23 protein-coding genes and 1 riboswitch are annotated in these 24,440 nt (G+C 35.8%); of the genes, 9 read left to right on the top strand and 14 right to left on the bottom strand.

Annotated elements, in window-relative coordinates:
- Positions 1-12: 12 nt before the first annotated feature.
- The 4 genes from AACH31_RS05605 to AACH31_RS05590 form a co-directional block, all read right to left on the bottom strand.
- Entirely contained in the window at positions 13-1,929 is a 1,917-nt protein-coding gene (locus AACH31_RS05605; protein ID WP_338618043.1) for an LTA synthase family protein, read from the bottom strand.
- 194 nt (positions 1,930-2,123) lie between these two features.
- A complete protein-coding gene (locus AACH31_RS05600; RefSeq protein WP_338505714.1) occupies positions 2,124-2,900 on the bottom strand; it encodes an RNA-binding protein in 777 nt (258 codons plus the stop codon).
- A gap of 98 nt (positions 2,901-2,998) precedes the next feature.
- The gene (locus tag AACH31_RS05595) at positions 2,999-4,195 is read right to left on the bottom strand and encodes a cation:dicarboxylate symporter family transporter (protein ID WP_161832054.1); all 1,197 of its coding nucleotides are present in this window, start codon (positions 4,193-4,195) and stop codon (positions 2,999-3,001) included.
- 256 nt (positions 4,196-4,451) lie between these two features.
- Positions 4,452-5,384 carry an Rpn family recombination-promoting nuclease/putative transposase gene (locus AACH31_RS05590; RefSeq protein WP_237658926.1) on the bottom strand — a complete coding sequence of 311 codons (933 nt, stop codon included), beginning with the start codon at positions 5,382-5,384 and terminating at the stop codon, positions 4,452-4,454.
- Positions 5,385-5,857: 473 nt separating this feature from the next.
- Between AACH31_RS05590 and AACH31_RS05585 the strand changes: the two genes are divergently transcribed.
- Together AACH31_RS05585 and AACH31_RS05580 are read left to right on the top strand one after the other, a co-directional pair.
- Positions 5,858-6,325, top strand: a complete 468-nt coding sequence (locus tag AACH31_RS05585) for a transposase family protein (RefSeq protein WP_338618041.1) — start codon at positions 5,858-5,860, stop codon at positions 6,323-6,325.
- Positions 6,235-7,143 carry an ISL3 family transposase gene (locus tag AACH31_RS05580; protein ID WP_338618079.1) on the top strand — a complete coding sequence of 303 codons (909 nt, stop codon included), beginning with the start codon at positions 6,235-6,237 and terminating at the stop codon, positions 7,141-7,143. The genes AACH31_RS05585 and AACH31_RS05580 overlap by 91 nt, the downstream gene beginning before the upstream one ends.
- Positions 7,144-7,239: 96 nt before the next feature.
- On the opposite strand, the gene AACH31_RS05575 is transcribed toward AACH31_RS05580, so the two are convergent.
- From AACH31_RS05575 to AACH31_RS05565, 3 genes are all read right to left on the bottom strand, one after another.
- A complete protein-coding gene (locus AACH31_RS05575) occupies positions 7,240-8,184 on the bottom strand; it encodes an IS30 family transposase (RefSeq protein WP_289461060.1) in 945 nt (314 codons plus the stop codon).
- Positions 8,185-8,355: 171 nt separating this feature from the next.
- A riboswitch (purine riboswitch) is annotated at positions 8,356-8,457 on the bottom strand.
- A 152-nt stretch (positions 8,458-8,609) separates the two neighbouring features.
- Positions 8,610-9,092: a flavodoxin family protein gene (locus tag AACH31_RS05570; protein WP_161831257.1), complete on the bottom strand. Its 483-nt coding sequence runs from the start codon at positions 9,090-9,092 to the stop codon at positions 8,610-8,612.
- Positions 9,093-9,246: 154 nt separating this feature from the next.
- Positions 9,247-9,849, bottom strand: a complete 603-nt coding sequence (locus AACH31_RS05565) for a sugar O-acetyltransferase (RefSeq protein WP_262950493.1) — start codon at positions 9,847-9,849, stop codon at positions 9,247-9,249.
- A gap of 433 nt (positions 9,850-10,282) precedes the next feature.
- On the opposite strand from AACH31_RS05565, the gene AACH31_RS05560 reads away from it, so the two are divergent.
- On the top strand, positions 10,283-10,930 hold the full coding sequence (locus AACH31_RS05560; RefSeq protein WP_262950494.1) for a hypothetical protein: 648 nt from the start codon (positions 10,283-10,285) through the stop codon (positions 10,928-10,930).
- A 230-nt stretch (positions 10,931-11,160) separates the two neighbouring features.
- Here the strand turns inward: AACH31_RS05560 and AACH31_RS05555 are convergent, their stop codons facing one another.
- The 4 genes from AACH31_RS05555 to AACH31_RS05540 all read right to left on the bottom strand — a co-directional run bounded on the left by AACH31_RS05555 (position 11,161) and on the right by AACH31_RS05540 (position 14,262).
- On the bottom strand, positions 11,161-11,574 hold the full coding sequence (locus AACH31_RS05555; RefSeq protein WP_161831263.1) for a helix-turn-helix domain-containing protein: 414 nt from the start codon (positions 11,572-11,574) through the stop codon (positions 11,161-11,163).
- A 263-nt stretch (positions 11,575-11,837) separates the two neighbouring features.
- Complete coding sequence (locus tag AACH31_RS05550; RefSeq protein WP_262950497.1) at positions 11,838-12,509, bottom strand: methyltransferase family protein; 672 nt, start codon at positions 12,507-12,509, stop codon at positions 11,838-11,840.
- 203 nt (positions 12,510-12,712) lie between these two features.
- The gene (locus tag AACH31_RS05545) at positions 12,713-12,907 is read right to left on the bottom strand and encodes a hypothetical protein (protein WP_262950498.1); all 195 of its coding nucleotides are present in this window, start codon (positions 12,905-12,907) and stop codon (positions 12,713-12,715) included.
- A 2-nt stretch (positions 12,908-12,909) separates the two neighbouring features.
- Positions 12,910-14,262 carry an MATE family efflux transporter gene (locus AACH31_RS05540; RefSeq protein ID WP_262950499.1) on the bottom strand — a complete coding sequence of 451 codons (1,353 nt, stop codon included), beginning with the start codon at positions 14,260-14,262 and terminating at the stop codon, positions 12,910-12,912.
- A gap of 82 nt (positions 14,263-14,344) precedes the next feature.
- Between AACH31_RS05540 and AACH31_RS05535 the strand changes: the two genes are divergently transcribed.
- The 6 genes from AACH31_RS05535 to AACH31_RS05510 all read left to right on the top strand — a co-directional run bounded on the left by AACH31_RS05535 (position 14,345) and on the right by AACH31_RS05510 (position 17,786).
- Positions 14,345-15,115: a MerR family transcriptional regulator gene (locus AACH31_RS05535; protein WP_161831270.1), complete on the top strand. Its 771-nt coding sequence runs from the start codon at positions 14,345-14,347 to the stop codon at positions 15,113-15,115.
- A 496-nt stretch (positions 15,116-15,611) separates the two neighbouring features.
- The gene (locus tag AACH31_RS05530) at positions 15,612-15,806 is read left to right on the top strand and encodes a hypothetical protein (protein WP_338618037.1); all 195 of its coding nucleotides are present in this window, start codon (positions 15,612-15,614) and stop codon (positions 15,804-15,806) included.
- Entirely contained in the window at positions 15,796-16,152 is a 357-nt protein-coding gene (gene tnpB, locus AACH31_RS05525; protein ID WP_338618035.1) for an IS66 family insertion sequence element accessory protein TnpB, read from the top strand. Before AACH31_RS05530 ends, tnpB begins: the two co-directional genes overlap by 11 nt.
- A 107-nt stretch (positions 16,153-16,259) precedes the next feature.
- Positions 16,260-16,493 (top strand): hypothetical protein, encoded by a 234-nt coding sequence (locus tag AACH31_RS05520; protein WP_338618034.1) that lies wholly within the window; start codon positions 16,260-16,262, stop codon positions 16,491-16,493.
- Positions 16,490-17,263 carry an IS66 family transposase gene (tnpC, locus tag AACH31_RS05515; RefSeq protein ID WP_338618100.1) on the top strand — a complete coding sequence of 258 codons (774 nt, stop codon included), beginning with the start codon at positions 16,490-16,492 and terminating at the stop codon, positions 17,261-17,263. The genes AACH31_RS05520 and tnpC overlap by 4 nt, the downstream gene beginning before the upstream one ends.
- Complete coding sequence (locus tag AACH31_RS05510; RefSeq protein WP_338618033.1) at positions 17,241-17,786, top strand: IS66 family transposase; 546 nt, start codon at positions 17,241-17,243, stop codon at positions 17,784-17,786. Before tnpC ends, AACH31_RS05510 begins: the two co-directional genes overlap by 23 nt.
- A 388-nt stretch (positions 17,787-18,174) precedes the next feature.
- Here AACH31_RS05510 and AACH31_RS05505 read toward each other — a convergent pair whose 3' ends face one another.
- From AACH31_RS05505 to AACH31_RS05495, 3 genes are all read right to left on the bottom strand, one after another.
- On the bottom strand, positions 18,175-20,427 hold the full coding sequence (locus tag AACH31_RS05505) for a hypothetical protein (RefSeq protein ID WP_161831272.1): 2,253 nt from the start codon (positions 20,425-20,427) through the stop codon (positions 18,175-18,177).
- On the bottom strand, positions 20,417-21,499 hold the full coding sequence (locus AACH31_RS05500; RefSeq protein ID WP_161831274.1) for an SIR2 family protein: 1,083 nt from the start codon (positions 21,497-21,499) through the stop codon (positions 20,417-20,419). The genes AACH31_RS05505 and AACH31_RS05500 overlap by 11 nt, the downstream gene beginning before the upstream one ends.
- A gap of 411 nt (positions 21,500-21,910) precedes the next feature.
- Entirely contained in the window at positions 21,911-24,349 is a 2,439-nt protein-coding gene (locus AACH31_RS05495; protein WP_338618032.1) for a DEAD/DEAH box helicase family protein, read from the bottom strand.
- Between the last annotated feature and the right edge of the window lie 91 nt (positions 24,350-24,440).

Raw genomic sequence — 24,440 nt, 5'->3', positions numbered from 1 at the left:
AAAAAAACGGTGTCAATCCTTCCGCGTAAGTTTTATCTCCTCTCCAAGTACCTCTTGACGACGACTTAATTGCTTGAGAGAAAGACAGGAAAATTCCCTTGGCTCTATTTTAACAAGAAGTTTAGTCTCATTTACAAATTGAGTTTCTACCCGCTTCTGATCGATAAACAATTGAGAATCAATGTTAAAGCCGGTTCCCTCAACAACTAACCCCTCGTCAGTAAAGGAATAGCCACTGATATGCTGTTCATTTAACCCAAATACCATCGGTTGTTCAGGTGATAAATCAAAGGATGGAGTTAAATAACCCTTTCCTTCTAATAGGTCATATTGTGCGAGTCTTAATACCTCGCGATAAGCAGTGTCATGACAATAACTTTCATGCACCTGTTGAATGATAGATAAGGGACAGTTTAAACTATTCATTAACCATGTTCCAACATCATAACAATTTAAAGGTGGCAACGGATTTAAATCAAAACTTGGATGGAAATGAGCAGCAAAATAATCCACTTCAAAGGGATCCTTTGAATAGTATGTTTCATCCGTTAAAATCGGTAAATTAGGCAGATGATCAGAGAACATAAACAATACTGTTTCCCTCTTAGAGGCAGCTAAATCATCCATTAAACGGTTTAACTGAAGATCGAGTTGATAAAGACGCGTCACATAATTTTGTAAAGTTTGTCTAACTGGCTCTTCAAGATCTCCAAACACCTCTATAGGAGAAAGGTGGTCTGGAAGTTTTTCATCATACGGTTGATGGGTTCCTGCTGTAATTCCATAGATAAGCGCTGGTTCATCGTGTTTCAACGTCTTGATAATATAATCCATGACCCATTGGTCATTCATTTGTGCTAAATCGTGTGGCGTAGCAACCCCACTCATGTATTCAATCGGGATATAGCGTGAAAACCCTAACTTCTCATAAGCTAAATGACGGTTATAAAAATTCCCCTCATAGTTATGAATTAAGGTTGAAACATATCCCTGACGTTTAAGCTGTGTGGCAAGTGATTCCACCGACTTTTTCCTAAGAACAGACAAATGTGGGATCTCCCCGGGCTTTAAAAGTTCGGCACTCATAGAAGTTAAAACGGAAAATTCAGTTTTAGCTGTTCCTCCCCCAAAGGTTTGAACCTGCATCTTTTGGCTTTGATTCGCTCGTTTCAATCGCCGAAACGTCGGAATTGGATCTTGACTAAATGAGACCCCTTCTAATAAGAGCGGATCAAAAAATGATTCTAACTGTAAAAAAATAATATCTGGTTTGATCGCGTGACTGTTCACCTTTGCTGTCTGATCCATTCCTTTTAAGATATGCTTCATCGTCGCTTCACTATATGCGGTTGGTTTTCGATTTAAATAAGGATATAACGAATTCATCATTGCATAAGCAAACCCCATTGCCGCATATTCCTCTGACGAAGGATGAGAAAGACGTTTTTTTTCCAAGCGATTAATCCCCCAGATTGAAAAAACCAAATAAAACAACGCAAAAAATGCACAACCACTATGAATAGACGTTTGAAACGTAAACACATAACCACCGGCAAACATTAAACCAATCATCGCAATCAGAATCGATCCAATTACGGGTGGAGTAAAGTAGTGGGAAGAAAGACTCAGCCCCTCTTTAATTAAAAAAATATCTGAAAACATCAAGGCATAACCACGAAGAAAGGTTACGATGGCATTAACAATCGATAAAAATAACCAAAAAAAGATGACACAACTTAAAAAGAAAAGTTTTCGTGACATGAAAAAAACAGGGACTAACGTCGCCGATACAATGAGCAAATTAATTAGCGCGTATCGAGGACTCCGCTTGACAAAACAAAAGGCTTTGCGTATGGATTGAAATCGAATGATTTCCATTATTAAAGTTAACAAAGTAGAGAGAATCAACCATTCGATTAAATCTTTCACCTTAATTACCTCCTACTTGACCATTTAACATAGATTTTAACGTTATCATATAATAGCTTATCTTTCAACACCTCTTACATATTTCCTACAATAAATCACAAAAAAAGCCGGTAATCTTCCCCTAAAGGAAGAGTGAACGGCTTTCGTTCAGAAAACTTCCTTCCTTACTATCTATGCATCATTTCAATCATTTATCACACAGACTGTAAGTTGGAAGATCTATTTTCCATTATTTTAATGATTTTTCCCCTGACCTTTCCTTCCTCTACACGTACCTGATGGATTCTAAAGGCCACAGGCGATCCCTCCTTAATGAAGTTAACCATGGGAATGGGACAAATAGCATCTAAATTAGGCGCAATATTAACAAAACATGCCCATGGTTTAATACTTCGGACCGTTCCATAAACAACGGTATGTGGTTCAAAATCCTCAATCGTAATGGTCGACGTTTGAACATATTTATTAACAGCTTGGACATTAATTTTAAGGTTATTATTTGCTTTTAAGAAACAGACTTCAAGTTGATCGCCGACCTGATAAATATCAGAAACCGTTGTGTAATCGGCTGCAAAATCACGATTTCTTAAAATAACGGAAATACCTTCAATTGTTAAATAAGCTCCAAAATACGTCAATTTAGTAATCGTTGCTAAATATGGTTTTCCCGTTTCTAATTCTTTAATCAACTGGCGCCTTTTTTGGCGCTTTACCTCAAGGCATGACCCATAGTAAATATTTCGTAAGGAATCGTAACCGATTATCACATACTCAAGCATCTGCCCCCTATAACGATTGAGATTTCCTTTTACCTCATACAGTTCTAAATGTGAACGTAAAATAATAACTCGTTGTTCCTCGTGTTCAATCTCAACAGAATCCTCTTCTAAATAATGATCATATCGAACATCCTTTACCTTTCCTGTTTGGACATTGTTTACATCTATTTCTACTGTGAAAACTTTCTTCATTTAATGAATCCCCCCACTTGGTCTAAGTTATCAAAGAAAGCGCTTTATACTTATATTTTATCAGGAAAATCAAAAAAAAGAAATAAAAAAAGATGCCTTTAGCATCTTTTTTCTTGTAGACTCACAGACTCTACTGTCTCATGAGACATTAATTTTTCAACAAAAATAGCCATGGCACCGTCCCCTACCACATTAGTTGCTGTTCCAAAACTATCTTGGGCCGCGTGAAGGGCAATCATAAGAGGCGTTTGTAGGGCACCAAACCCAAGCATGGACTGTAATAACCCGAGAGCAGCCATGACTCCACCTCCTGGAACTCCAGGAGCAGCAATCATCATAATACCAAGCATCAAAATAAAGGGAACATAGTGCCCAAGTGTTGGCGTTTGGCCATTCATCAACATGAGCGCCATTGACGTTAATACAATCGTCATCGTATCGCCCGCAATATGAATCGTTGCAGATAGTGGAATCACAAATTCGCAAATATCTGGACGCACACCATTTGATTTCACACAATCAAGCGTAACTGGAATCGTCGCAGCTGACGATTGGGTTCCTGCTGCTGTAATGTAAGCAGGAATCATGTGTTTCAGTAAAGAGAAAGGATTTTTTCCTTTAATTCCCCCCGCTAAAGTATACAAAATAATTAAATAGCCCACCTGAAGTAAAAATAATACAAGATAAACGAGAAGAAAAGATTTTAAGGTGACAAAGATTTCACCACTATAGCTTAATTCTGAAAAAACTGACCCAATGTAGAGTGGGACAAGAGGAATGATGACGTTTTTGATGAGGGCCATCATTAATTCACTAAATTCGGTACATAGTTTCAGTAGTGAACTTTTAGGTTTTGAGGCTAATCCGATCCCTAAAATGAAAGATAATACTAAGGCGCTCATCACGCTCATCAATGCAGGAATATCTAAGGTGAATAGCGGGGTAACTCCCTCGCCCTCTGTCATCAATGTTTCAACATGTTGCGTAAGATGAGGGAGGACAGTACATCCCACAATAAATGCAATGATTCCCGCACTAATCGTTGATAAATAGGCCAATGTAGTTGTCAATAATAATCCCTTTTTAGATTGCTTTCCAAGAGAAGCAATTCCAGGGACGATGAGCCCGATAATAATGAGTGGAATCACAAAGCCTAAAAATGTACTAACTAATTGACGGAAAGTGGCGGTGACAATAATCGGTCCTGCAAAATGGGTCGTGCGACAAATCACCCCTAAACTAATACCAATGAGTAACCAAATAATAATACGTGCAATTAACGGTAACTTTTTCACGTCATCCGCCTCCTTTTTAAATTAAATAAGTACTCTTATTATGGCAGAAAAACACAAAAATTCAAGGGGATTGCACGAAAAAAAAAGAGGGTTATCGATGAAAACCCTTTTTTGGAGGATGAGCAAAATCAGGGAGTTTGATTTCTGGGCACAGTAGATTAACAGATCACAGACCCCAACCGTTTGTTCTTAATGAAAAAAGAGACAGACTCGTCTCTTTCTTCCAATACTTATTTAAAAGAATAATCCTATTAACTCATTTCTTTTTAAGTTGAAGGACCTCATCAAGGGATAATCCTGTTTTAATGGCAATGGTTTGGACATCTAGTACATCCATTAACTGTTTAGCAATTTCGACCTTGTTCTGTTGAATGCCACGTTCAATCCCCTGCTCAATTCCCTGCTGAATGCCTTGTTGGATTCCTTTTTTCTCCGCATAATGCATTCGATTAAGTCGATCCATCCACTCTTTAAATCTTGCTTCATAATGAAGGCGGTATTTTCGGTCACAACTTAACGCCAATAATTCCTCTTTTGCCTCACGAATTGTTTCATGTTGATGTGCTAACTCATAACTCACACGACTTTCTGGATGCTTAAGAAATTCAATCCAGGCTTCAAGCTGAGTCTTCACTTCACTCACATCTTTGATATCTTTCATTTTCTTTAATTCAATATAATGAATTTCTAGTAAATCAGTTAACTCATCGTTTCGATCACGCTCTTTTAGTCGGTAAGAACTATGATAATCATCGGTATCCATAAGGTTAAAATCAAGGATATTGATACAAATAGTTCGTTCTAACTGATCATAAAAATGCCCGCTTTCTAGTTGCCCAGAAAACAGTCGACTCCAATAAAATAAACTTCGTTCAATCATGTCATTTTCATCTGCTAACTGAACTTCAACATTGACGAGTTCTCCTTTATCCGTTTGAGCCAAGAGGTCAAGAACCCCTACCTTATCTTTTCGATACCTTCTATCGAGTGTTCGATCTTTGAAAGTAATGGATGTAATTGGCTCTTCTGGTGTTAACACCGCATTTAAAAAGGAAATTAAAATCTCAGGTTTTTTTTCATTTCCAAATAATCCTTTAAAAACAAAATCCATGGTTGGAGGTAATAATACAGGTCCCAAATCTTCCTCAACTCCTATCGTGTGGGGGTTTTGACGTTTTATCTCAGTCATTTAAATCGCTCCTATCTGTTATTATAATAAATATTTGGGAATTTTAACATCCTCCCGTTTTAAAATACGCCAAAAATACCTCATTTCCTTTTTCATTTTTAAAATAAAAAAAGGAAGCCCTAGGTGGCTCCCTTGTATCATTAATGATCAATCATAAATTGCAACATTTCAAGTACCTACTCCAACCGTCGTGATACTTCATAACAATCGACCCATTTCCATCATTCAAACTCATCGGGAAGCGGGATGTCGTTTAACTAAACAACGCGCATAAAAAGGCTAAGCGCGCCCCCTTTGAATAATGATCCACGTTTACAGTTCTTTCAGATGCACGATCTGAATTATTTAGGTTCTATAATATTTAGTGTTGCTGATTAAGCAGCACTTTTTTCATAGGATAAAAAAAAGAGACTTCAAGTCTCAATCCTGTTACAATGTTATCGACTAAAACAATATTGAAAGGATAAGATTTAATGTCTCACTCATATTTTACTAGAAAACTTTTAAATATTAAAGATAAAAATATTACATTTTCAGAAGATTATCTTGAGGAAGTGAAGTTGAACGGAATTACTAGCTTTATCTTTAAAGGTATTCTTACGTATCAACCGACTCATTGTCAAAAATGCGGAACCCTATTTGATTCAAAATTTAAGAAGCATGGATTTAAAACCTCTCGAATTGTCATTCCAAAAGTCTCTCTTCACGATACCTACTTAGACCTAAAAAAACAGCGTTATTATTGTGGGCATTGCCAGTCTACTTTTACACTAAGTACTTCAATTGTTGAAAAGAACTGTTACATTTCTTATCATACGAAACACGCCATTGCTTTAGAGGCCAAAATAAAATTTCTGAATGTGATATCGCACGTCGCCATCAGGTCTCTCATTCAACCGTCAATCGAATCATCCATAGCTTTTATGAATCTCAAACCTTAAACCTTAATTATTTACCTGAAAATCTCTGTTTTGATGAATTTAAATCCGTTAAGTCTGCTGAGGGGCATATGTCTTTTATTTTTTGCGATGCTGACTCAAAACAAATCATCGATATCGTTGAAGATCGTCGTTTAAACTCCCTTCAAGCTTATTTTAAACGATACACAAAGGAAGCACGTCATCGAGTAAAAAATATTGTGATTGATATGTACGCTCCTTACATCAGCCTCATTAAGGATCTTTTTCCTCATGCCCAAATTATCATTGATAAATTTCATCTCGTTCAACATCTCTCTCGTGCACTGAACAAAACTCGAATCCGATTCATGAAAAAGTTCAAAAAGCATGGTCGTAAATTCAAACGTTATTGGCGCTTATTTTTAAAATCTCACGCTTTACTTAATACCACCACTTATCGATCAGTTTACTGCTTTAAACAACCCATGCGTGAAATTGATATCTTAAACTTTCTACTTGATTTATCTCCTGAATTAAAAGCAACCTATGATTTATATCAAGAGTTACTTTTCGCTCTTCAGACAAAAAACTTAAAACGATTTAATCATTTACTCGAAACGGAACATCCGCTTGTTTCTCCTGAGTTTCAAACGGCTTTCCAAACCTTTAAAACTTATCAATCCTATATTAAAAATACACTCTCAACTCATTACACAAATGGTCCCATCGAAGGAATTAATAATAAAATTAAGGTCATTAAGCGTATTGCCTTTGGATATCGTAGTTTCTATCACTTTAAATCTCGTATTCTCATGGTTCAAAATCTAACAAAGCCTAAAACGAAAATCCTAGCAGCATAGCTACTAGGATTTCGATTTGAATTTTCGTTGTAACAGGTTACAAATTAATCAGCAACACTATTTGACAAAGAACCATTATTTATAAATGACGAATTGTCAATACAAATGCGACAGTTTCTCATGAAATAGCTCGAATGAAGTTTTCCAACCTAAGCATTTTCGTGGTCGATGATTAATGAGGAGGAGGGCTTCATCAATCTCTTTCTCACTAACTCGTGCTAAGTCCGTCTTCTTCGGAAAGAATTCTCGAAGAAGACCATTGGCATTTTCATTACTTCCTCTTTGCCAAGAGGAATAGGCGTCAGCGAAGTAAACAGGAACCTTTAAATCTGCTTCTACTTTGGAATAACAAGCAAACTCTTTTCCTCGATCAACGGTATAAGTTTTAAAGGTGTCTTTAGGAAAATGTTCATATAACTCACTAATCGCTCGGTACATTTCAGATGCTGAGCGATTTTCGATTTTAACGGCGACATAAAATCGTGTTTGACGTTCAATAAATGTAGCTAAACATCCTTTACTTTTACCACGGCTTGAAACAACTGTATCAAGTTCCCAATGACCAAATGCCTGACGTTTTTTTACCTCTTTAGGACGTTGATGAATTGATGTCCCAATGTTAAATCGTCCGCGTGTTTCTCGTGGTTTTCGGCGTTTTCCCTTTTGCCTTAAACAGCTTAAATCCCCTAACAAAATCGTTCCGTCATAAATCCAACGATAAATAGTTTTGAATGAAATAACACCCTTTAAAACCGTATTAGAAATTTGTTCAGGCGACCAGGTTAACTTTAAATAATGTTGGATGGTTTGAATAACTTCTTCAGATTTGGTCTCTGGACGATGACAAACTAAGCGACGTTGCTCGGCTAATTCATCTGCTAGCTCTGCTTGATACGTCTTTTGAGTATTTCGTTTTAGTTCACGAGCAATAGTTGAATGATGACGATTTAATTGCCCCGCAATTTGTCTCGTTGAATAACCCATTTTTGAAAGAACTTCTATACGTGTACGCTCAAATGTGTTAAGATGTTTATAACTCATAAATAGATCTCCTTGTTAAGAATTTGGTGTGGTAACTTCATTCTATAACAAAGAATTCTATTTATGAGCTTTTTTTATTTGTCGCACTTAATATTACAATCTGTCAAATCAAAAAAAAGAGCACCGACGGCCATTTCGATGCTCTACAAGTAAAAAGGATGTATGATGAGGACATACAAAGTTCTTACCTGTAGTCCACGAGATAACCGGTCGTGGGTAGAAACTAGTTAACCATATCTTAACAATTATACAAGTAAATGTTTCAACTATTTGGAGTAGGAAATGTTTTATCATTTCCGGACTTATATCATATCATAATTTATCATCTAGTGCAAGCCTTTTTCAAAAGAAATGAATAATGCGTGACAAAGAGTCCTTCTTGGCGAAAAATAAAAAAAAGAGGTCGTAAGACCCCTTCAATGGGATTATTTAGTTAACGCTTTTTTAACTGACGCAACTAACTCGTCCAAATCTGCTTGGTTCGGGTGATGAGCTGCTTCAGCTAATACTTCTTTAATCTCCGCGTATAACTCAGGAGCCCCCTCCTTAATGTGTGTCTGCATTTTATCAGTTACCTTTCCAAGGCACATATAGCTTCCAATTAGTTCATTTGATGCTGGAAGATGTGTTTGCGCACTTTCTAAAATCTTTTCATAAAATTCCTTTGTATCGCCAAAGCCAGCCGTTCCAAATAAAAAGACCTTTTTCCCTGACAATTGCTTCATGAAAGCTTGAATATCCGCCCCACAAGAATAACGAGTCGACCAAAATCCAATAAAAATCGTATCAGCCGCTAACGCCTCATCAGATGGTTTCCCACAATAAGTTGCCCCAACCGCCTGTTGAATCGCTTGTGCTAACTGTTCTGTATTTCCTGTCACACTACTATATACAATCGAATAAGTCATTTTAACGTCCTCCCGGATCCCTAATTTCTTTTACTATATCATAAAGAATCTAATTATTCAATAAAAATAGGAATTATTATTACATTTGGAACCTTTATCACTTGAAAGTCGCACCAATAACTGCAAGAAAACAGAACCTAGCTGTAATACATCATCATTTGTTTAGAGGTGAACGATTCCAACACGTTTGACGGTCTTCCTCCGTAATCGGACGGATAACTCGACAAGGATTCCCAACTGCCACTGAATGATCGGGAATATCTTTGACAACGACACTACCGCCCCCAATCACAACGTCGCTACCGATTGTTACACCTGGCATGACTTGAACCCCGGCTCCAATCCAAACATTGTCGCCTACTGTAATCGGATACGCATACTCTAGCCCTTGATTTCGACGTTCAAAATCGATCGGGTGACCCGCTGTATGAAATCCGCAGTTTGGGGCAATGAAGACGTTATCGCCAAACGTCACCTTTCCTCCATCTAAAATGACGGTGTTGTGATTGGCAAAGAAATTTTCTCCAACTTCAATATTATAGCCGTAGTCACACCAAAAAGGGGCCATAATGCAAAAGGAATCCTTCGTTTTTCCAAGCAACTTCTTCATCAATTGTTGCTGAGCATCGACATCTGAGGGTAACAACTGGTTATATTGAAAACAAAGATCTTTCGCTACGCTCCGTTCCTCTATTAACTTTTGATCATAATTGGCATCATATAATTGTTGCTGTAACATTTTTTCTTTCTCTGTCATTTCCTCTATCCTCTCTTTTTTATGATTTGTTTTCCTCTTTTTAGCTTAACAAAAATCTATCGTTTTCCCAAGATAGAAACCGATTACCGGCGATTAATAAAATCTCAAACAGGAGCACCCTCCTCGCTGTTTAGCCGGCCACTTTCTACAACTAGCTTTATCTTGCTACTCCCCCCTCCAGTTATATTTTCTCACTTAATAGAGTTCATGCAAAAAAGGCGTTAAACGAAAAGGATAAAACGCCCCCAACGAATCCCCATTAACTGTTAGGACACATTCCCCCGATTATCATTCTATTTTTACGTTTTATCAATAACAGGTATAGCCGTGGGAGCTCCCCTACTCATTCAGTTGTTTTAAATAAAAAATATGTTCTTCTTTTATAAAACCTTCATTATCGGGTATCCTAAATCACATAGAAAGGAGAATGATCATGAAAAAATTACAGTTTTTTATAATCGGTTTCTTGTTATTGATGTGTGGTCTCACTGGGCAAGCCGCGACGACCGATCCGTATCTGATGGAAAAGGATGAACAACAGTTCATTAACGTCGAATTTGACGATTCCTTTTTTACGATTAAAATGAAAGTGGGAACGGGTGAAATCATCGGATTTAGTCACATTGCCCATCCAACGAAAAAAATGACGGATCAACAATTTGTCCAAATGTTGCTTGATGGGGTGGAACTCCTTTATGGAAAAGACAGTGAGGCTTACACCTTAAATAAAATAAAATTCATGACACTTCTTAATCATCAAACTTTTCATCGTGCTGATTTTGAGACCTATCAACTTAAAACCATTCAACCGAGATACGAACTTCATAAAGAGAAAGACCAGTTTATGAATGTAACCTTTAATCACTCTGCCTTTGCAATCGCTATTCGAGCCAATGATGGGGAAATTACAGGAACAGGGACCCTCCCCCAAGCTCAACCAGGAATGACCGATGAAAAATTAGCCCAAATGATAATTGACTGTGCAGAATTGATTTATGGAAAGGATACGCCCCGATACAACCTAAATAAGGAAAAGTACGTGACCCTACTTCAAGAAGGTGGCATGCATTACTATGACTAGCTCATTTATTTATTAATTTTAGGTGGGGCTCTTTTGTTGGTGATGAAAAAAATTCATCGCCTTCTATATATATTTATCATTTCATTATTTAGTGTATTATCTAATTTTTATATTATAATATTAGTTTATAGACGCTATCTCTCTTTTTCTTGACAGGGGTTCACGTGCAATACGTTAAAAAAAATCCTTAGTTAGTTACGGAGCGGCCTCCTCTAACTAAGGATTACATCTTATTCTTTCTGATCGTGTCGGCTTATTCTTCTAGTAATAAAGTATTTTAATTCAAACGACAACATAAACAACGTCGCAACTAAAAATCCGACCATAAAAATATGATTATGAATCGCGAAATAGCCGATATAGGTGACAATGGCCAACAAGTAAATTAAAATCGCGAGGTGCCATTTTTCCAACGATTTCGCCGATAGTACGTGTTTTTTAACGGCTTCGTCCTCTTTTACAAGTTCATCGAGCGTTAATCCGAGTTCGTCACTTATGGTTATGAGATGTGATAGATGCGGAATGCATTTTCCTGACTCCCATTTGATGATTAGCTCCTGAGAAACAGCTAACTTTTCGCCTAATTGCTCTACCGATAAACCTAATTCTTCACGGCGCCCCTTAATTTTTTCCCCTAAACTCATACTTAATCCCCCTTTTTTGAGAATCTCAAGTATTAGATACTTCCTTATATTACATTTTATGATTTAAACAGATAAAAAATGCTTTTTTCTCGGCTTTTTTATACATTCAATTATTAGAGTATTATCTAATTTTTATATTATCGAGCGATAAAAATACAGCGTCGGTTGAGCCAAAAAGTCCGACTCCTGCTATGGGTGAAAATTTTCTGCGATTATTCATCATCTGATCGAAGTTTAATGCTTTCGCGCGACGCTTTTTTCCATCACCAAAGGAGTGGAATAAGTTTATATCGCACCCGCTTTTTATATGCCGAATATCCCGTTAACTCCTTTTCAAGCACCTGTTCCTCATTTTTAATTCGCATGACGAGAATAAAGGGATACATCAAAAAAATAACAAAAGAAATGGGTGAACCTAATATGAGTGGAATCGATAAAAACAAAAGGAGCGTGGCACTATACATCGGATGACGAACCATTCCATAAAGTCCATGATCGATGACCTCTTGTCCATCCTGAACTTCTACGACCCGTGATAAATAACGATTTTCTCTTAAAACTTCCGCATACATTCCATAGGCAAACAAAAACAAAACAGCCCCCATCCAAGAAACCCAATCCGGTAACATCACCCCATGCCAACGATAGGTTAACCCTGCGACAATAAATCCCATCGTAAACATCAGCCCACTCAGACGAACCAGCCATCGTTGCTTGACTTGCGTCTCCCGTGCGTTTAACCGATTTCTGAGCAAGTCAGGATTTTTTACCATCAATAAAAGTCCTATCCCTAGCATGGGAATAAATAAAATAGCCATGAGTAGCCAACCTTGCCAATAATGAAACGACCCTGCAGCAAGAAAGAGTAATCCCCCGACCATCAGTACCCCAAAGAAAAATTTCAACCCTGCTTGACAACACAAACTCTTTTTCATACGTCTGCCCCCCTCCAACAAATTCTCTTAAACCTACTACCAATATACGACAAGACTCAACTAAAAATGACCTAAAAACTTGATTCACCTCCTCAAGCTTTTAGGTCACCTGTTCAAATTTATTTAAAACCGATCATTCTTCTTATCCGCTCTTTTTAACGAATAATTCTTATCTTTATTATAATTCAATCACCGAGCTCTGTTTAATCCGTTGAATCGATAAATAAACAGTAATCATAACCGAAATAAAAACGAACAATCAAATAATCATCAATGGCACGATGGGAAGATACCAACTGACATAAAGAAAATGAGATTCTATTAAGATCGCATTCACCATCCGATGCCCCTCTTTCACCACTATTCACGAAATCCGACTCCTCTTGCAGAAAACTCATGATCACTTCACACCAAATCGAAACGAATTAAACTCTTTTTTGACACATCTCCTCCAAGTCATCCAGGCGATGACGGCAGCCCCCAATCCGCCAACACTTGGGACGAGGAAAAGTCCATAAACACCCATGAACTTTGTTAAAACAACCATCAAAAATAACGGAAGCAACACAGACTCCACTAACATGACAACAATCGATGCCGTCGCCTTCTCGATACCAGTTAAAAAACTCCCAACCGTCAAGCTATACCAATTAACTAAATAAGACGGCGCACTTAATAACAAAGCGATTTTCCCCATTTGGATCAGATCACCCTCCGATGTTGAAGAAAACAAACCGACTAAAAAATCTGGAAACATCACCATAATCAATAGCGTCACGATAGAAAGCACAAATCCCACTCGACACGTGAGGTGAAAAAATTGAGTAATCCGTCGGTAATCTTTAGCTCCATAACTATAACTAATGACCGGAAGGATGGAATCGACCATTCCTGATAAAATAGGAAGCATTAAGGCATCGATATACGTCACCACTGAAAATGCCGCAACGGCCACAGGCCCGCCATAATAAAGCAAAAATCCATTCGTAATAATGGCCATAATTGATCCTGAGATATTGCCTAAAAACACGGAACTCCCATTGTAAATCACATATAAAAACTCCTTTACATCGACCTTCGGTTTAGTAAATCTTAAAGCTACCTTCTTCATGATAAACGGATAAAGAAAAATGAGCGTTCCGATCAACATACTTAAGACACTCGCCCAAGCCGCGGTTTCTATTCCTAATTTAAAATAACCGATAAGAAGTGCATCTAATACAATATTAAGAAGAGACACTGCGATATTGACCCACATACTCAGCGTGGCTTTTCCGCATAACCTTAAATAATTATCCAAGGCAAAAAAAGGAGCGATAAAAGGAAACGCCAAAATAAAGACATAAGCAAATTGATAGGCTAACGTCGCAAGTTCTTTATCCTTAATTAAAATAAAAATCAGGTCCTTCGCAAAAAACAAACTGGCAATCATAAACAGACCATCGATCACCAACATTAGTAACAGGGCCATCGAAAAAATACGACTCGCCTCATCCTCCTTTTTTTCACCGAGCTTCATCCCTATCTTGACGGATGCGCCCGCTGCAATCATATCTCCGACCGCAAACACAATCATGATAATAGGAAAAACAAGGTTAATCGCCGCTAACGCTTTCCTTCCTATCATCTTTCCGACAAACATCCCATCAGCCATCATATAAAGCGACGAAAACAACATACTAAATAATCCGGGAATCGCCAACTTCATAAATAACTTTTTCGGCGGTGTTGTTCCAAAAAATTCTTGATTCATCATTCGCCTCCTTTGACATAAGCGCCATAACACTCTATAATGACTATAAAGTATCTCCTTAGGGGAGAGTCAAGGTGATTCTATGAAAAATAACTTATTAACCATTGGAGAATTAGCAAAAAGAACAGGATGTAGCATAAAGGCACTTCGATACTACGATTCAATCGGACTGCTCCCTCCTACCTACATTGATCCAGATAGCCATTACCGCTACTACACCGTTGAACAAGCACGAATGGTCGAGCTCATCCAAATCTGTATTAACTTATCTATTCCCTTAAAAGAAGTCAAAGAATTAATCCTAACAAAAGATCAGACACTTAATTACAAACAATTAATCGAATATGGCAAACAAATGACAGAAGAAAAAATAGCCGCCCTCCAAGAAAACCTAAACGTGTTAAATAATTTACAACAAGAGATCGACCGCATTAATAGTTATCGTGACGATGAATCCAAAGTGTTCACCTTTAACGAAACCTACTATTATACACTCCCGTTAGAGGAAGAAGAAATGAATGATCACTTCTATAAACGCCTTGAGACCATGTTTAACGAATGCTTTCATCAAAACTTATCCATTAAACCCGACTACAGCGTCATTATCCAGCAAAACAACGAGCACGTGAAAAAATTTGTTGCCTGTGAAATCTATCAACACGATTCCACCCTTCCAAACCTTATCAAAGTGAACAAAGGCCCTTTCCTTTGTAAAAAAACAGATTGCTTCCAGTTCAAAGAGATTTGTAAACTGTTTTCAGAGATTGAGGCCGACACCAAGACGATTATAATTAGTCCAGGGTATAACTATAGCCTCTCAAGCCCCTATTTCGAAGTCAAATGTACCCTCTAACCCGCATTTTCGTCTTATCTTCCCCGTGTCGGGGAAAAGAAATCGACCAGATTGCCCCATATGAGTGACTTTACCAAATCCCGTGACCGCCTCGCAAACGATTGCACCTCAATCGAATCGATCCCGTGGCACCCCTGGAATGAAATGTTCCATCTTTAAGATCACACCTCACAGTGAATACAAGCCTCGAAAAGGTGACTTTCAGAAGAGAGATAGAACTTTTTAAAAAATAATCCTAATTTTTTGAATAAATATTATTCTTATAGTCCATAACAATACTGTAAGTGAGATGCTTACACTCTTCCTAAATTTCTCATATTAAAAAAGACGTTCACCCCCCATGAACGTCTTTTTATTATATATAAGTGCTAAACTTAACTTTTCCTAATGAAGTTAAAGGACCCATTAAATGTAAGCACGTAATATAAACATGTCTATTTTGACCTCCATCTTTGAGCTATACTGTAGCTATCAAAGATTAGGAGGTCAAGTTTTTATGAAAGAAAATCCTATTATAGTTCCAGTCGCATTGAGTGACTCTAATTTAAAGTCTCATTCAGTATCTGAGACTAATAAAAATACACCTGTTTGTCACTTTAAAATTAAGGATGCTGAAGTCACGTTTTATAATGGTGTGAACAAATATATCTTACATGCTGTTCTAGCGGAGATGTCTAAGTATGCTCGTTAATTTTACGGAAGTTTCAAATATTTTTATCGTCTGTGGTCACACCGATATGCGCTGTGGAATTGACGGTTTAGCCAGTGTCGTCTCGGATAAATACAACTTAGATTTATTTAATGATGCCATCTTCTTGTTTTGTGGAAGAAAAAAGGATCGATATAAAGCTTTGTACTGGGATCGTGATGGATTTATGTTATTGTACAAACGAATTGAAAATGGAAATTTACAATGGCCTAAAGATCAAGATGAAGTTAAGAAATTAACGGTCCAAGAACTCCGTTGGTTATTAGAAGGTCTCTCTATCCAACAACCAAAAGCCATTAAACCTGCTAAAACAGGATGTTTATACTAATAGAAATAAGGGATTTTCGACAAAAATCTCTTATTTCTATTTTCATAAGTTGTAAGATTAGGTATACTAATCTTACAACGAAACCTTTTTGAAAGCAGGCGAATTTGATGACAGAACTTGAACAACAATTAATGAAACAAAACAAAGACTTACTTGCGCAAAATCAAGAACTTTTAGAACAAGTTCGCCAATTAAATGAACAAATTCAATGCATGACTAAAAAACTATTTGGATCTTCGAGTGAAAAGACTAAAGTAGCCGACGGCCAAATTTCATTATTTAATCCAGATAATTTTTTGAAGGGACAGAGACAACTGAAGACCAAACCGTCGAAGAAATAACCTATCGACGTAAAAAACAAAAGGGAAGGAAGGCAGAATTAATCAAGGACTTACCGATTGAGGAAATCCATTGTCAATTACATGGAGAAAACTGCTTATGTACAAATTGTGGAAACGAAATGAAACAGATAGGAAAAAAGATCATTCGTAACGAAGTTTGTTTCGTTCCAGCCCGATTATATAAAAAGCGATACATTAGCTACGCGTATGCATGTGATTGTCATGATGCATCGATCGAAGCTAAACCGATTCGTTGTGCCGAAACTCCAAAAGCTCCGATTCAAAGAAGCTTTGCCGGAGCGAGTGTGTTAGCTGAAGTTTTTCATCAAAAATACGTCTTAAGTATTCCTTGTTATCGACAAGTATCAGAATGGGCACGCTATGGATTAAGTGTGAGTGATAAGACGCTCTCAAATTGGATAATCACTACCTCTTATGATTGGTTACTTCCGATTTATGAGCGATTGAGAGATGAATTGGTTCAACAGACCGTTTTACACGCAGATGAAACACCGTATCAAATTTTAAATCGAGCGGATGGAAAACCTGCCACCTCTCAATCAAGGATTTGGTTATTTAGAACCATCAAAAATGCCCAACATCCTGTAGCTTATTACCACGCTGATCTAACACGTGAACGCGCGGTGGCAACCACTATCTTAGAAGGATTTAAAGGTTATCTTCACTGTGATGGGTACTCTGGCTATAAAAATATTCCCAACGTGAAATTAGTTGGATGTTGGGCTCATGTCAGAAGAAAGTTTTTTTGAGATACCTGGGAATAACGGTAAGGCAAAAAAGGCAGTCGAATACTGCGATCAAATCTTTCGTTTTGAAAAGACGATTAAAGATTTATCTCCTGAGCAACGTCAAAAACAGCGCCAACTAATCATCAAACCAGTCATCGAAGAATTTTTCAAGTGGCTCGAATCCTTCTATGTGATGAAAGGAAAACTTCAAACAGCGGTGATGTATGCCCTCAATCAAAAGGTAGAGCTTTTGCGCTTTTTAGATGATGGAAATCTTGAAGCCTCGAATAATCTAGCTGAACAAGCGATTCGCCCCATCGCGATTGGTCGTAAAAACTACCTTTTTTCAACCAGTATGAAGGGTGCGACTGCTAATGCGATGGCATACACAATCATGGAGACAGCCAAGGCAAACAGTCTAAATCCATCCAAATATCTCACTTATCTTTTTGAAAAACTACCTAATACGGATTTCATACGAAATCCAGGCGTATTGGTGGACTTTTTGCCATGGGCAAAAACAGTCCAAGAGATTTGTCAGTAACAATATAAAATAATAGCTACCAACTCTGTACCTTTAGTTTACAGGATTGGTAGCTATTTTTGTATCCGTGTTATTATTACGTGCTTACCATTAAATCTCCTATAAGAGCAGGAAGAATTCTCACAGAAAAACCTCTTATTCATTAAAGTGGTAACAACTTTTTATCATGGATCAGAAAATCAGTATACCTTATCCATGATAATGACGCGTATACCCTAATTTTCTGAACAAGTAAATTTGGAATCAATCTTTTTAAATTACATAAAAGAAGTACCTCCATCATAGACTCTAACGCCATTCCAACATAGTTGATATGGATAGCATCGCTTTCACTTTTATGTCTATTATGTAGGTACTATACCACCACACAGCCAGAACCGGTTGTTTTTTATCTTTTATTTAAGTATCTAAATTTTCTATTCAATTTATCGTAATCTTCTGTTGTTAAATATGCCCGAATTTCATCCAATAATTGATTCATTTCTGGAATCATTTGAAACTCATCCATTTGTTCTAAAATGGTATCTATACACTCTATAAAATAATAGTCAACATTCACCATTTCCTTTTTTAACACTATCATTACTAATTTCATTATATGCACTAACGTATCTTTTTCAAATCGTTTACGTAATACATAACTGTAGGAATAACTCTTAAGTTTCCACGTATGAATAGGCATCCCTTCCAACAATGATAATATTCTCTCTAATTTTTCAGTTTTAATTTTTAATAATCGGAGAAAAAGATTTTTTATTAAGGACTCCGAATATGTCTCATCATTAAATAGATAAATTATCCAGTCTTCACCATATTTAAATTTATAATCATTTTCTAAATAACCAGCTAACATTTTTAATGAGAGTTTATCAAAATATTCATGATTACGGATTAGTATCTCTTGAGGAGACGTTGTTTCAAATAAAATAATCATTGAATTAAATACTGTTATCCCATCATCAAAATCATCCTTCTCTAACACTTCTCTTATGATTGGTTTAAAGAATTCTAAATCATTTTTTCCTATTCTATATTTATAAGAATACCCTTGATAAGATTCTATAGTGAGTACAAATCCAGGAATTTTACTCCATAAAATTGGAAATTGACCAATAACATATTTTTTATATTTTTCAGGGGTTTCATGAAACTTCTGAAGTACTAAAACTTGAATATCTTCCTCATTGAATACTTTATCATCTAATACTCGCAGTGCTTCAAAATATCTTCCAACCTCCGTATTAATGTATATATTAATATCTATATATGGGCCCTCTTGTTTATTACGAAAAATATTTTTTATTGAAAGCTTATCCACTTTATACCCAAAGAAGCAATCCTTTACTCGTTGTTCTTCAATATAATCATTTTTAAATAAAAAACAATATAATTTACCCATTTCAATATTAAAATCATTGCTTATTTTAAATTTTTTTATAAACTCTATTAATAAATCAATATTCTCCTTCGTTCTATCTTTCGAGGAAACAAAAAATTCTACGATACTTCCACAATATCTTACACATAAAGTATCATTTACAATGAGTTCCTTCAAGAAGGCAATAATTTGTTCTTTATGATCTACTACGTAACCTTCTGTAAACAATTTCGATAATTCTTTTCGTTGTCCCTCAACAGACTGTTCCTTTAAATCATCAAGATCGATTGCCTTCTTATGTTCTAATAAAAGCTTTACAGTTTTCTCTAGAGGTTGATTTAAAATCATATTTATAGACAAATAAGGATATTGTTGAATCCATCCCCACTCTCCAAATTCTAAACCATTCATAAAATAATCTGAAGAAATTGATTTTGGAAATAATTCTTGGTGTTTCTTTACGAATTCATTCATTTCTTTCCCATAAAATTTAAATGAAACATCAATATTTGCTATAAGATTTGTTAATACACTCTCTTCTAATCCCTGTTCTAAATCAATATTAATCAACAACCGTTGGATTATTTTTAAACGGTAAAACTCTTCAGGAAAATTCAACGTTCCTTGATAAAGGATTTTATTTTCTTTTAAACATAAAAATAATAACTTCATTTCTTCATTTTCTAAAATAGATGCAAACGAAAAATACACCATTGTTTCGTCTATACTAGTTAAATATTTAATTAATTCTTTCCATAATGAGAAATTAAAATCAAATTGAATGGTTTTGAAATAATCCGGTTTTATATAAGAACTTTTCTTCGATGTAATTTTCTCTATCAACCATAAACATTTCAATTCATTATCTTCTATAAAATCATAAAGATTATTAGCTTTAATTAAAAAGCTTAAATATTCTCCTTTTTTTTCAATATCCGTGAATGCATTAATAATAATATTGTAGATAGGCTTAGCTGTTATTTCATTATATTGTTTTAAATTTTTAATCAATTGTAGAATATCTTCTTGTTCTTCTTTATCAAACTGATTATAGTAGTGAGCAATTTGTTTCCAAAAAAATGGATAATCGGCTGTATATGTGGCTGCTTGTTGTTTTACTAAATCAGACTTTAAAGCTTCTTTTAATAAATTTAATGCTTTCTCACTAGAAAGATTATCATAATTTTTAAACACACGGTCTAAGAATAAATAATTTTTATTTTTTATATGTTTATTGATAACCTCTATCACACTATTCCCCATTTAAAATCCTCCAATCGCTTTCAGGGTTAGATATATTGTCCTCCCTTTTTAAAGACACATCTGTAACCAGTCTTTCACAGAATTTTGGCAAATCACTAAACTCATCTCCGTACCAAACAACAGTTACACCTTTTACAGTTTGCATATAATCCTCAAAATGACTATGATGAGGTTCCTTTATTTGCGGGTTAAGGTGATTATCATATTTCAAAAGTGCATAATATTGCATTTCTTTTCTTTGGTCTTTTTCTACATCGTGAGCTAATCGTAGAATAGATAAAACTTCATCTTCCTCCATACTACAACCAATAAAAATAATTTTGGGGTCGCTTTTATCTTGAATAATTTGTTTAAAATTTCGTAAAACTTCCCTATTTTCATCATTAGGATAATACAAATTAGTATACGAACTAGCCGAACTGATAAAATAATCAGGATTTCCATCAGGGCTCCCATGTAAGTGAATCACGCTATTGGCCTTAAGATTAGAAGAAACCTCACTTAGATCTTTGAGAATCTCAATATCCTTTTTTGCATATTTTTGAAAATGATTTTCTATCTCTAAATCATAATTGGTTGTGATATAGGTTGCGTTTAAATTTAGCAAATGGAATAATATTTCATTTTTTTCAATACAAACTGGCAAGTCTTTAAAATAAAACCTTTCAAAATTCAATACATTTTCATTAAACCGTTTCGTAGATCCAACTTTATCTCCACTAATTTTGGTATATTTCCTAATCATATGGTGAACTAAATCTACTTTTCTTTTTTTATCCATCCTATTTTCTAATAATTGATCCAATACTAACATATCTTGCCTTTGGACCTCTTTTTCTGTTGTAATCTCCTCGTCAATTAAATCCTCAAGATGAAAGGTCCAATATTTAATTAATTTATCAACATACTCATTCCAATTAGGATATCCTTGAGAAATAGAGACCCCGGCTCCTATAAAAAATACTAGATTATTACTACTTTCGGCTTCTGATATAACCTCTATCATTTGGTTGTACTCTGTTTTTGAATACTTAATCTCATATTTTTTTTCTTCGTTTAAATGATTGTCCATATTCCCTCCTGAATAATAATCTATAATTTTTAACTTATTTCATTTATAAAAGAAAATCTCCTATAATGCAAGATGCATCTAAATTTCATCATTACTATCCCCATTTTTTGTATAGAATATTCAAAGATTAACATTATTATTCATAAATTACATTTAAAGATTTATCTAATTTTTATAATATAAAAAGAGCTATTAGGCCCTCTTTTTGATGTATTTAGTGTTCATCCTAATGTAACCCGCTCAAACATCTTGCAATATATTTTGAATTTTTCCAAACAAATAAGCGATAAATATTTTCAAACCTTTCTAATAACATAGAATTCACGCTACCCTCAACAGAATCCTTGTATCTTATATTTACATAACCGGGTAACTTACCCTATCCCTAAATTATATCTTTCCCAATAAGCCTTATCCCTTCAGTTTTTCAAGTCTTGTTTTGTAAAATTCTTGAGTTCTTAGGTCAATCGCGTCTTTTACATGAGCGATAAATAAAGGGTTATCTTGATAAGGTTTTAAGTCCGAATGAAGGTAGACCTGTTGATCGTCTTTGCTAAAGAAGTCAGATTCACTTTGGCATAAAAAGTGAACGGGATTTTTTCGGGCGAGTTTAACGTATTCCTTTTTGCCCCATTCTTTAAAATTGGCTGTTCCCTTATCTCTTAGCAAATCTACCCCATTTGATCCTTTTGAATAAAAGTCCAAAAAGGCTCGGTATAAATCATCGTCATCAATTTTTAATTGAAGGACCCCATTTTGGATAAACGCTAAAAAGGTCGGTAGCTTATATGTTTTTGAAAGGGATGTTTTTTCAATCATGGTTAAGAAAGCCCCGGCCGGGGTTGATAACCACACCTCTTCCTCTGGTGATAAATCGTGTTGTCGTTGTAAAAACGCTAGATAATTTTTAAATGGATTTAATTTTGCTTTACTTTTAACGAGATGGTAAATGCCCTCATTCATCAGTGTAAAAAACTCAACACGAGTCGGACGATGTCCGAGTTCATCCTTTACCCGTTCATATTCTTCTACCACTAAATCCTCAATTTTTTGAGTTGATTTCTCCATTTTTTCAAACAAATCAATTAATTGAAAATCGAAGTCGATAAAGCACCCTTCTGGTAACAGCGTCTCCTCACGAATAACTTCACTTGCCCGTTTAAACTCTTTTTTAGTCGTCCCAGTAATTAAATACGGAATGAGATTGGCTTTTTTATAATTTCCAATAAAATCGAGCACATTTAAATACTGTTTATCCTTCGACAAGCGGAGTCCACGACCGAGTTGTTGCATGAAAATCGTTGGCGATTCAGTAGGTCGTAGCATAAGTACCATATCCAGTGCGGCAATATCGAGTCCTTCGTTAAACATATCCACTGAGAAAATCACCTGAATCTCACCCTTTGAAAGTTTGGTAAGGGCCTCTTCTCGTGGAAGTGTCTGCGCCCCTCCATCACCACTATAAACGGCACAAGCTAAAATCCCCTGTTCATTAAAATACTCACTCATAAAATCCGCATGCCGTTTACTCACACAGAATCCAAGTGCCCGAACCGAACGGTACTTTTTATAATGATTAAATACTAACTCTGCACGTTGGTGAATATTTAAAGCATCTTCGAGTTCCTCAGTTTGATAACGCCCATTACGATACGTTAATTGATCATAGTTAATCGTTTCATCATAAATCGCATAATAGCGAAATGGCACTAACCACCCATGATTAATGGCCTTTTTTAACGGAGCCTCATACACCACATTATAATCGCAAATAGCCAAGACGTCCTTACTGTCAAGCCGGTCAGGTGTAGCCGTAATCCCTAGTAAAAATCTCGGTTTAAAATATTGCAAAATCCGCTGATAATTAGACGCGACTGCATGATGAAACTCATCGATCACAATATAATCAAAGTAATGAGGATCAAATAAATGTAAATTTTCTTCCTTTCCTAAACTTTGAACCGAGGCAAAGATAATATCCTTGTGCGTTTCTTTCATGCCTCCCATAAAAAATCCACGTTCACTTAGCGGGCGAACATTTCCAAAACTGCGGTACGCTTGTCTTAAAATTTCCTCACGATGCGCAATAAATAAGATTCGTTGGTAGTCTCGCGAATCAAATGCAGCTAAATACGTTTTACCAATTCCCGTCGCCGCAACCACGACGCCTTTATCAAATCCTTCATCCCGTGTTTTCTTCAAATGATAAAGTGCCTCGATTTGGGCCCCTCGGGGTTGATACAAATCAACCACATAGGTTTCCTTTTCCTCCTCAATATCTTCCGTCAATTTTTGTTGCAAAAAGGTCGGAGTCTGATAAATCTTATTCTTTTTCCAATTTTTAGAATAAAAATCTAACTCCGCATCCGTCACCACAATCGAATAATTATAAAATAGATCTTCAAAAACCCGTGCATATTCGGCAAATTCCTGAGGGTGCGTGTCTTGGTCAAGTTTAAAATTCCATTCCACCCCTTCAGTGAGTGCCGATTTGGATAAATTAGATGATCCAATATACATATCGGCCCCTTCATCGTAGTAGAAGAAATAGGCCTTGGCATGAAAACTGCGCCGAGGTTCATTAAAAAAACGGATATCCGCAACATCACCAAAAATTTCTTTCAAGCGATACAAGGCAGAGGGTTGTGTAATATTTAAATAGTTTCCTGTTAAAATACGGATAGGAATTTGTTGATGACGAATCTCTAAAAATTGTTTTTCTAAAAGTTTAACACCTGATTCCATCAAAAAAGAAACAATAATATCAATCTTTTTTGCTTTTTTGAAGCTTTCTTTAAAATGGTCATATAAATAATCATCATAACCTGTAATACTGCGAAGTTGCCTCATCTTTTCACTCCCAAACCTTCTGTTTTCTTTATTTTATCACTTTTTGAGGTCTTTTGACAGATAGCCACTAATTAAACTATAATGAAAGTAA

The organism is Turicibacter faecis (assembly GCF_037076425.1).
Taxonomy (GTDB): Bacteria; Bacillota_I; Bacilli_A; order MOL361; family Turicibacteraceae; genus Turicibacter; species Turicibacter faecis.
The sequence above is the reverse complement of the archived record's forward strand: the minus strand, read 5'-3'. Positions and strand labels throughout refer to the sequence as shown.

What these genes read in the sequence shown, in the direction of transcription:
- AACH31_RS05565 (WP_262950493.1), bottom strand. Translation starts at nt 9,849, where the DNA reads ATGACAGAGAAAGAAAAAATGTTACAGCAACAATTATATGATGCCAAT.
- AACH31_RS05600 (WP_338505714.1), bottom strand. Translation starts at nt 2,900, where the DNA reads ATGAAGAAAGTTTTCACAGTAGAAATAGATGTAAACAATGTCCAAACA.
- AACH31_RS05590 (WP_237658926.1), bottom strand. Translation starts at nt 5,384, where the DNA reads ATGACTGAGATAAAACGTCAAAACCCCCACACGATAGGAGTTGAGGAA.
- AACH31_RS05555 (WP_161831263.1), bottom strand. Translation starts at nt 11,574, where the DNA reads ATGAGTTTAGGGGAAAAAATTAAGGGGCGCCGTGAAGAATTAGGTTTA.
- AACH31_RS05585 (WP_338618041.1), top strand. Translation starts at nt 5,858, where the DNA reads ATGTCTCACTCATATTTTACTAGAAAACTTTTAAATATTAAAGATAAA.
- AACH31_RS05500 (WP_161831274.1), bottom strand. Translation starts at nt 21,499, where the DNA reads ATGGACAATCATTTAAACGAAGAAAAAAAATATGAGATTAAGTATTCA.
- tnpB (WP_338618035.1), top strand. Translation starts at nt 15,796, where the DNA reads ATGCTCGTTAATTTTACGGAAGTTTCAAATATTTTTATCGTCTGTGGT.
- AACH31_RS05530 (WP_338618037.1), top strand. Translation starts at nt 15,612, where the DNA reads ATGAAAGAAAATCCTATTATAGTTCCAGTCGCATTGAGTGACTCTAAT.
- AACH31_RS05535 (WP_161831270.1), top strand. Translation starts at nt 14,345, where the DNA reads ATGAAAAATAACTTATTAACCATTGGAGAATTAGCAAAAAGAACAGGA.
- AACH31_RS05540 (WP_262950499.1), bottom strand. Translation starts at nt 14,262, where the DNA reads ATGAATCAAGAATTTTTTGGAACAACACCGCCGAAAAAGTTATTTATG.
- AACH31_RS05495 (WP_338618032.1), bottom strand. Translation starts at nt 24,349, where the DNA reads ATGAGGCAACTTCGCAGTATTACAGGTTATGATGATTATTTATATGAC.
- AACH31_RS05575 (WP_289461060.1), bottom strand. Translation starts at nt 8,184, where the DNA reads ATGAGTTATAAACATCTTAACACATTTGAGCGTACACGTATAGAAGTT.
- AACH31_RS05570 (WP_161831257.1), bottom strand. Translation starts at nt 9,092, where the DNA reads ATGACTTATTCGATTGTATATAGTAGTGTGACAGGAAATACAGAACAG.
- AACH31_RS05545 (WP_262950498.1), bottom strand. Translation starts at nt 12,907, where the DNA reads ATGAGTTTTCTGCAAGAGGAGTCGGATTTCGTGAATAGTGGTGAAAGA.
- AACH31_RS05505 (WP_161831272.1), bottom strand. Translation starts at nt 20,427, where the DNA reads ATGGGGAATAGTGTGATAGAGGTTATCAATAAACATATAAAAAATAAA.
- AACH31_RS05550 (WP_262950497.1), bottom strand. Translation starts at nt 12,509, where the DNA reads ATGAAAAAGAGTTTGTGTTGTCAAGCAGGGTTGAAATTTTTCTTTGGG.
- AACH31_RS05560 (WP_262950494.1), top strand. Translation starts at nt 10,283, where the DNA reads ATGAAAAAATTACAGTTTTTTATAATCGGTTTCTTGTTATTGATGTGT.
- AACH31_RS05510 (WP_338618033.1), top strand. Translation starts at nt 17,241, where the DNA reads ATGTCAGAAGAAAGTTTTTTTGAGATACCTGGGAATAACGGTAAGGCA.
- AACH31_RS05520 (WP_338618034.1), top strand. Translation starts at nt 16,260, where the DNA reads ATGACAGAACTTGAACAACAATTAATGAAACAAAACAAAGACTTACTT.